The sequence below is a fragment of the Streptomyces sp. NPDC058691 genome (genome assembly GCF_042714775.1).
Classification (GTDB): domain Bacteria; phylum Actinomycetota; class Actinomycetes; order Streptomycetales; family Streptomycetaceae; genus Actinacidiphila.
Genome location: NZ_JBHXSO010000124.1, coordinates 1 through 7,714, shown reverse-complemented (window position 1 = coordinate 7,714; position 7,714 = coordinate 1). Strand labels below are relative to the sequence as shown.

Below are 7,714 nucleotides of genomic sequence, written 5' to 3'. Positions count from 1 at the left end.
CGCCTCATGGGCATACAGGCCGTTATGCGACCTTTCCGGCCCCCGCACGGTGCGCCGGGGCACCCAGCAGCCAGCCGGAGGTCTCACCGCTGCCGAGCAGGCCGCCGAGCGCGCCGCCGCTGTCGGAGGAACCGCCGCCGCTGCCACCGCCGCTCGAACCGCCGCCACCGGTCGAGGGCGGCGGGTTGCTGGGCTGGGTCGGCCGCGGCTGGGTGGAGGGCACGGTGTGCGTCGGGCTGCTGCCCGTACCGCCGCCCGCCGAGCCCGTGCCGGCCGTACCGGAGCGGGAGTGGGTGACGCTCGGCGCCGAGGAGGGGGCGCTCGGCGTGGAGGGTGAACTGGACGGCGAGGCCGACGGCTCACCGGACCGCGAGGCCGAGGGCGCCGTGGACGGCTTGGCCGAGTCCTCACCTGGCACCTCGGGCAGCGGGGAGCCGTTGAGGTCGTTGGTCGGCAGGTCGGTCGGGCCGGGCACGTGGGAGTGCGGCGCGGTGGACCGTACGGCCGTGCCCAGCGTGGCACCGACCACCAGCGCGACACCGGCCAGCACCGTGGCGAGGACCGCGCCGCGCCGCAGCACGCGGCGCCGCAGCTCCCACAGCGGGGCACGCGGGCCGAGCCGGCGCCAGGCCTCCGAGGCCAGCCGTCCGTCGGCGGAGTAGACCGGCGCGCCCGCGATGACCAGCGGGCTCCAGGCGGCCAGATAGACGATGTCGGGCGCGTCGTACGCCGGAACGGTCCGCCAGCTCACGGTGACCAGCAGCGCGGCCGACAGCAGGGCGCCGATCGACGCCGCGAACCGCTGCCAGAGCCCGAAGACCGTCAGCACACCCGCGATGACCTGGAGGAAGGCGACCGTCAGCCCGGCCCCGATGGGGTGCGCGAGCGCCAGGTCGCGCAGCGGCTCGGCCGCCGCCCACGGGTCCAGCGAGTTGAGCCAGGTGACCATGGAGCCGCGCTTGCCGCCGTCGAAGTAGACGGGGTCGCAGAGCTTGCCCATGCCGGCGTAGATGGAGATGAAGCCGAGGAAGATCCGCAGCGGCAGCAGCACGATGCCGAGGTTCATCCGGCGGCCGGGGTAGTAGGCATGCCGGATCGGCTCGCCCCGGTCGGCCCGGCGCGTGCGGCCATGGCCCGGGCCCTGCCCGTAGCGCTGGTCGTCGTCCGGGCCGAACTCCGCCTCGTCGTCGACGTCGTAGTGCGCCGCGTACGCGAACTCGCCGGTGTCCTCGGACTCGTCGTGGTCGTCGAAGGCGCCGCGCGCGGGGCGCAGGCCGCCGAGCATCTCGTCGGGCGCCGGGGGACGGCGGGGCGCGCCGACGAGGGGCTGCGGGTGCTCCTCGATCCGCGGCAGCACCTGGGTCGTTGCGCCGGCGTCGAGGCCGTCGGAGTTGCTCTGCCTTACGGCGGAGAGCAGTTGTGTGGCGGCCGCGTCGCCGGGGCGGCTGCGCCCGGACCACACCAGCGGCGCGCCGCGGCGCTGCGCGGCGGCGGAGGGACGCACGGACGTGGGAATGACCGGGACGCGCGCGGTCCTCGCCATCGCACGCGCGGACGACGCGCCGAGCTGCACGCGGAAGCTCGCGTGATTGACGATGACCTGGGCCGGGTCGGACGCGATCTTGTGCATGGTGAGCACGGGCTCGTCGGGTGCCGCGGCCCGTCCCCCCGGAGGAGTGCGGGGTGTTCTGGTGTCCACACTCATCTAACCGAGTGACACCCGATAAGGACACTGTGTGACGGGCCTCTTCTGTCCGAGGCCCGTCAACCAGCGGTTTTGTCCTGAATCGAAACGGTCACGCCCGGCGGCGCGCCGCCTCGTAGAGCACGATGCCCGCCGCGACACCAGCGTTCAGCGACTCCGCGCCGCCCGGCATCGGGATGCGCACCCGCACGTCGCAGGTCTCGCCCACGAGCCGGGACAGCCCCTTGCCCTCGGAACCGGCGACGACGACGACCGGGCCGCCGAGCAGCTCCAGTTCGTGCAGCTCGACCTCCCCGTCCGCGGCGAGGCCCACGACCGTGAGCCCGGCCTTCTGGTACGCCTCCAGCGTGCGGGTCAGGTTGGTCGCGCGGGCGACCGCGACCCGTGCCGCGGTGCCGGCCGAGGTCTTCCAGGCGCCGGCGGTCATGCCGGCCGCGCGGCGCTCGGGGACGACGACCCCGTGGCCCCCGAAGGCCGCCACCGAACGCACGACCGCGCCGAGGTTGCGCGGGTCGGTGACCCCGTCCAGCGCCACGATCAGCGGGTCCTCGCCCGCGTCGAACGCCGCGGCGGCCAGATCCTCGGGGTGGGCGTACTCGTAGGGCGGGATCTGCAGCACCAGGCCCTGGTGGTTCAGGCCGTTGGTGATGCGGTCCAGTTCCGGGCGCGGCGCCTCCATCAACGGCACACCGCGCTCGGTGGCGAGCTTGACGGCCTCGCGCACGCGCTCGTCGTTGTCGATGAACTGCTGGACGTAGACCGCCGTGGCCGGGATGTCGGCGCGCAGCGCCTCGACCACCGGGTTGCGCCCCGCGACCAGTTCGGACGTGGACTTCGCGCCGCGTCCCGAGGGACGGCGGGACTGCGTGGAGGCGGCGCGCTTCACCTTCGCGTTCGCGGCACGCTGTTTGGCGTGCCCCTTGCGCGCCTCGGCGGGCGGGGTGGGGCCCTTGCCCTCCAGGCCCCTGCGCCGCTGCCCGCCGCTGCCGACCGTCGCGCCCTTCTTGTTGGCGGTACGGCGGTTCCTGCGCTGGCTGTTGCCGGCCATGGGTCACCTGTTTCCTGCTACACAACCGCGTACGGCTGCTCCTGCGTGAACGTACGTATCAATAATGGCCCGGAGGCCGGGCGCGGCGCCTACCGCGAGCCGAGCGACCAGCGCGGGCCGGAGGGCGTGTCCTCGATCTCCAGGCCGGACTGCTGCAGCTGGTCGCGGATGGCGTCGGCGGTCGCGTAGTCCTTGCGGGCCCGCGCCCCCTGCCGCTGCTCCAGCACCAGGCGGACCAGGGAGTCCACGACCCCGTGCAGGTCCTCGCTGCGCTCGCCGCCGGACCAGTGCTCGTCGAGCGGGTCAAGACCGAGAACGCCCAGCATCGCACGGACCTCGGCGAGACGGGCGACCGCGGTCTCCTTGTCGTCCGCGGTCAGCGCGGAGTTGCCCTGGCGGACGGTGGTGTGGACGATCGCCAGCGCCTGGGGCACGCCCAGGTCGTCGTCCATCGCCTCGGCGAACGCGGGCGGCACCTCGGCGGCCCGCTCCACCGGACCGGCCATCTCCACGACGCGCTGCACGAAGCCCTCGATCCGCGCGAACGCCGACTCGGCCTCGCGCAGCGACTCCTCGCTGTACTCGATCATCGAGCGGTAGTGCGGGGTGCCGAGGTAGTAGCGCAGCACGATGGGCCGCCAGCGCTTGGTCATCTCGCTGACGAGCACCGAGTTCCCGAGCGACTTGCTCATCTTCTCGCCGCTCATGGTGACCCAGGCGTTGTGCACCCAGTAGGCGGCGAAGTCGTCGCCGTACGCCTTGGACTGGGCGATCTCGTTCTCGTGGTGCGGGAAGATCAGGTCGATGCCGCCGCCGTGGATGTCGAAGGCGGGGCCCAGGTACTTGTGGGCCATCGCGGAGCACTCCAGGTGCCAGCCGGGGCGGCCGCGGCCCCACGGGGTCTCCCAGGACGGCTCGCCGGGCTTGACGGCCTTCCACATCGCGAAGTCGCGCGGGTCCCGCTTGCCGGTCTCGCCCTCGCCCTCGGGCTGGCGCAGGTTGTCCAGTTCCTGGTTGGACAGCCCGAGATAACCGGGGAAGGAGCGCACGTCGAAGTAGACGTTGCCCTCGGCCGCGTAGGCGTGGCCGCGCTCGATCAGACCGCGCATCATCTCGATCATCTCGGGGACGTGCCCGGTGGCGCGCGGTTCGTACGTGGGCGGCAGGCAGCCGAGCACGTCGTAACCGGCGTTGAACGCCCGCTCGTTGTCGTAACCGATCGACCACCAGGGGCGGTTCTCGGTGACCGACTTGGCGATGATCTTGTCGTCGATGTCCGTGACGTTGCGGACGAACGTGACGTCATAGCCGCGGTGGGCGAACCACCGCCGCATGATGTCGAAGTTCAGCCCCGACCGGATGTGGCCGATGTGCGGGGCGGCCTGCACGGTCGCGCCGCACAGGTAGATCGAGACGCAGCCCGGCGTGAGCGGGGTGAAGTCACGGACCTGGCGCGCGTTGGTGTCGTACAGGCGAATAGTCACGCATCAAGGGTAGTGGCCCGGGACCCGTGCGGCGGACGGCCTGACACCGGCTTCACGGGGTTGTGACACCGGGCGTCACCCGTACGTGTGGCGCGGCCCGCTACACCCGGTAGACGAGCGCCGTGGCGACGGCCGCCAGCCCCTCGCCCCGGCCGGTGAAGCCGAGGCCGTCGGTCGTGGCACCCGACACCGACACCGGGGCGCCGACCGCGCGGGACAGGATGGCCTCGGCCTCGTCCCGCCGCTTGCCGATCCTGGGCCGGGGCCCGATCACCTGGACGGCGACGTTGCCGATGCCGAAGCCGGCCTCGCGAACGATCCGGGCGGCCTCCGTGAGCAAGGTCACACCGGACGCTCCCGACCACTGCGGGCGCCCGGTGCCGAAGTGGGCACCGAGGTCGCCCAGGCCGGCGGCGGAGAAGAGCGCGTTGCACGCGGCGTGCGCGACGACGTCGGCGTCGGAGTGGCCCGCCAGTCCGTCGCCCTCGCCCTCCCAGAGCAGGCCGGCGATCCAGAGCTCGCGGCCCGCCTCGAAGGCGTGGATGTCGGTGCCGATGCCGACCTGGGGGATCAGGCCGGGAACCCGGTCAGTACTCATCGGAGGCCCTCCGTCGTGCCAGGACCGCCTCGGCGAGGACCAGGTCCAGCGGGCGCGTCACCTTGAAGGCCTCTTCGTGGCCGGGGACGACCAGCACCTGGACACCCAGCCGCTCGACCATGGACGCGTCGTCCGTGACCTCGCCGGTGACCGTGGCGTGCGCCTTGGCCAGCGTGACACGGTCGAAGCCCTGCGGGGTCTGCACCGCGCGCAGCAGGGCCCGCTCGGGGGTGCCGACGACGGCGCCGGTGGCCGGTTCGATCTGCTTGACCGTGTCGGCCAGCGGCAGGCCCGGCACCACGGCCAGGGCGCCCTCGCGGACGGCGGCGGCCACGGCCTCGACCATGTCGACCGGCACCAGGGGGCGGGCCGCGTCGTGCACCAGCACGACCTCGACCTCGTCCGGGAGGGCGGCCAGCCCCAGCCGCACCGACTCCTGGCGGGTGTCACCGCCGGGAACGATCCTTATGTCCTTGGCCTCGGGCAGCCCGTGGCTGTCCAGCAGCGCCCTGACCTCGGCGACGCCGTCCGGGGGCGCCACGACGACGACCAGCGACACCGCGCGGGCGCGGGTCATGGCGCGCACGGCGTGCACGAGAATGGGAACGCCGCCCAGGGTGCGCAACGCCTTGGGCGCACCGGGGCCGAGCCGGACTCCACGTCCGGCGGCGGGAATGACTGCCGCGGTAGTCAGGTTTGTGTCCTTGGCCGAATTGGGTATCGCCTCAACGTGCCGGGCACGAGGCCGCTGTCGGACCCTTCCGTGACACCGACAGGACCGGCTGCCCGGGTCCGGCACTCAGTATGCAGGGGGAGTCGACGCACGAGCGAACGCGAAGGAACGCCGGATGCGCTGAACGGTGTCCGATCGGGCACGCGCACGGCACGGGGCAACCATCCCGCACCCCGTTTCACGGGTCACCCGGTCATACCGCCGCGCCGTCACACCGGACGGTCGGCCGTGAGCGGCGGCGCGCCATGAAGGCCCGTACAGGCCTCCGGGTACGCCGCAGTGCCCGGCGTACGGGACGCACCGGGCACCGCGGGAATCCGCGTCAGGACGCGAGAACCTCGTCGAGAAGGGTCTCGGCCTTGTCCTCGTTGGTGTTCTCCGCGAGCGCGAGCTCACTCACCAGGATCTGACGGGCCTTGGCGAGCATGCGCTTCTCGCCGGCCGACAGTCCCCGCTCCCGCTCACGGCGCCACAGATCGCGCACGACTTCCGCGACCTTGATGACGTCGCCGGAGGCGAGCTTCTCCAGATTTGCCTTGTAGCGGCGGGACCAGTTGGTCGGCTCCTCGGTGTACGGTGCCCGCAGCACCTCGAAGACCCGGTCCAGCCCTTCCTGACCGACCACGTCGCGCACACCGACGAACTCCGCATTGTCCGCGGGCACGCGTACCGTCAAGTCGCCCTGGGCGACCTTGAGCACCAAGTAGGTCTTGTCCACGCCTTTGATCTGGCGAGTTTCGATGGCCTCGATCAGCGCGGCCCCGTGATGGGGATAGACCACGGTGTCGCCAACCTTGAACGTCATGTGACAGGTACCCCTTCCGTGGCTATCCAGGGTAACACGGAAACGGCCGGTTCTGAATGGCGTTTTCGCAGGTCAGGGCATATCTCGGGGCTTGACAAGGGCGCCCGGGACGTGCTGCGCGAGGCGAGCGGAAGGCGGTATTCGCAGGTCGGAGCGGGTATCAGGGGAGGCTGAAACACGCCTGTCACACCGCGCGGAGACCCTGATCATGGGACGTAACATCCGGTTTTGTCCCTCCCTTGCGGGGGGTCTGCCGCTACTCCGTTCGGCCGCCATGGAGTGCGGCGATCCATTTTTGCGCCCCGCCGGATTTCCGTCCGGGCGATCAGCGGTAAATCGATCATGCCGGGATGGCGCAAATCGTTCGGCGTAATGCCGGAATGGATTCCCGCGCGGCGCGGACGGGGAGCGTACGTGGAGCGGAGGGGAGCGAGCGGGGCGCTCGAAGGGGGTCCCGCGGAGGTCCGGGAGGGCCTTCGGGGCACCCGGGCGGGTGAGCCCGCCCCGCCGAAGGGTGGCCCGGTGCGGGGCCGGGAGGCGGGCTCGGTAACCTAAGCCCGCACTTGGTAAGTCACAAGTCCCGTACGTCCGTACACCTGTACCTCCACACCCTGCCCAAGGAGATGCCGCCGCCGTGAGCCTCCCCCAACCTCCGGCCGGGGGCGCCCCCTGGCTTCGACGTGGCGCCCTCGCCACCGTCCTCGCGCTGTCGCTGGTCCCGCTCGCCGCGTGCGCCGCGGGGAACCACGCCGACACACTGCAGGTCCGGCCCGACCACGCGGCCACCAGCGTGGGCGACATCGAGGTCCAGAACGCCGTGGTCCTGACCCAGGCCACCGGTACGAGCGGCTCGTCCGCGATCTCCGCCAAGGTCTTCAACAACGGCACGGACGAGCAGACGCTGGAGTCCGTGACCGTCGGCGCACAGCAGGCCGAGCTGTCCGGCCCGATCAAGGTCCCCGGCCACGGCTCCGTGCTGATCGGCGGGGACGGCAACCCGTCCGCCACCATCGCGGGCGGCACGGAGAGCAAGAACGACGGCGACTTCCAGAAGGTCGTCTTCGACTTCAGCAAGACCGGTGAGGTCACGTTGCAGACCCTCGCGCTGCCGGCCACGGACTACTACGCCTCGTTCGGCCCCACCGAGGCCGCCGCGAGCCCGAGCGGGACCGCCGGCGCCACGGGCAAGCCCGTCAAGCCCTCCGGCAGCCCGTCCTCCAGCGTCAGCGGCTCCGCCACCGGGTCTCCGACCCCGTGACCCCCTGACACCGCGAAAGGGGCCCCGGGAGCGATGCGCTCCCGGGGCCCCTTTGGCGTCGTGGGCCCCCGGCGGTCCTGGCG

The 7,714-nt window shown here is 72.2% G+C and carries 7 protein-coding genes; 1 reads left to right on the top strand and 6 read right to left on the bottom strand.

Annotation, left to right across the window (positions count from 1 at the left end; all coding sequences use genetic code 11):
* Positions 1 to 22: 22 nt before the first annotated feature.
* From ACFWVC_RS38255 to ACFWVC_RS38230, 6 genes are all read right to left on the bottom strand, one after another.
* Positions 23 to 1,630 carry a DoxX family protein gene (locus ACFWVC_RS38255; protein ID WP_384299262.1) on the bottom strand — a complete coding sequence of 536 codons (1,608 nt, stop codon included), beginning with the start codon at positions 1,628 to 1,630 and terminating at the stop codon, positions 23 to 25.
* A 166-nt stretch (positions 1,631 to 1,796) separates the two neighbouring features.
* Positions 1,797 to 2,753: a 23S rRNA (guanosine(2251)-2'-O)-methyltransferase RlmB gene (gene rlmB / locus ACFWVC_RS38250; protein WP_384299259.1), complete on the bottom strand. Its 957-nt coding sequence runs from the start codon at positions 2,751 to 2,753 to the stop codon at positions 1,797 to 1,799.
* Between the two features lie 89 nt (positions 2,754 to 2,842).
* On the bottom strand, positions 2,843 to 4,237 hold the full coding sequence (gene cysS, locus ACFWVC_RS38245) for a cysteine--tRNA ligase (protein WP_384299256.1): 1,395 nt from the start codon (positions 4,235 to 4,237) through the stop codon (positions 2,843 to 2,845).
* A 100-nt stretch (positions 4,238 to 4,337) separates the two neighbouring features.
* Positions 4,338 to 4,835 (bottom strand): 2-C-methyl-D-erythritol 2,4-cyclodiphosphate synthase, encoded by a 498-nt coding sequence (gene ispF / locus ACFWVC_RS38240; RefSeq protein ID WP_384299253.1) that lies wholly within the window; start codon positions 4,833 to 4,835, stop codon positions 4,338 to 4,340.
* Positions 4,825 to 5,556 carry a 2-C-methyl-D-erythritol 4-phosphate cytidylyltransferase gene (gene ispD, locus ACFWVC_RS38235; protein ID WP_384299265.1) on the bottom strand — a complete coding sequence of 244 codons (732 nt, stop codon included), beginning with the start codon at positions 5,554 to 5,556 and terminating at the stop codon, positions 4,825 to 4,827. Before ispD ends, ispF begins: the two co-directional genes overlap by 11 nt.
* Positions 5,557 to 5,890: 334 nt before the next feature.
* Positions 5,891 to 6,373: a CarD family transcriptional regulator gene (locus tag ACFWVC_RS38230; RefSeq protein ID WP_018559600.1), complete on the bottom strand. Its 483-nt coding sequence runs from the start codon at positions 6,371 to 6,373 to the stop codon at positions 5,891 to 5,893.
* A 634-nt stretch (positions 6,374 to 7,007) separates the two neighbouring features.
* On the opposite strand from ACFWVC_RS38230, the gene ACFWVC_RS38225 reads away from it, so the two are divergent.
* Positions 7,008 to 7,631: a DUF461 domain-containing protein gene (locus ACFWVC_RS38225; protein WP_384299248.1), complete on the top strand. Its 624-nt coding sequence runs from the start codon at positions 7,008 to 7,010 to the stop codon at positions 7,629 to 7,631.
* Positions 7,632 to 7,714: the final 83 nt, after the last annotated feature.

Bases quoted from the DNA above. Each gene is read 5' to 3' on its own strand.
- ACFWVC_RS38255 (WP_384299262.1), bottom strand. From the start codon at position 1,630: ATGCACAAGATCGCGTCCGACCCGGCCCAGGTCATCGTCAATCACGCG.
- rlmB (WP_384299259.1), bottom strand. From the start codon at position 2,753: ATGGCCGGCAACAGCCAGCGCAGGAACCGCCGTACCGCCAACAAGAAG.
- ispF (WP_384299253.1), bottom strand. From the start codon at position 4,835: ATGAGTACTGACCGGGTTCCCGGCCTGATCCCCCAGGTCGGCATCGGC.
- ACFWVC_RS38230 (WP_018559600.1), bottom strand. From the start codon at position 6,373: ATGACGTTCAAGGTTGGCGACACCGTGGTCTATCCCCATCACGGGGCC.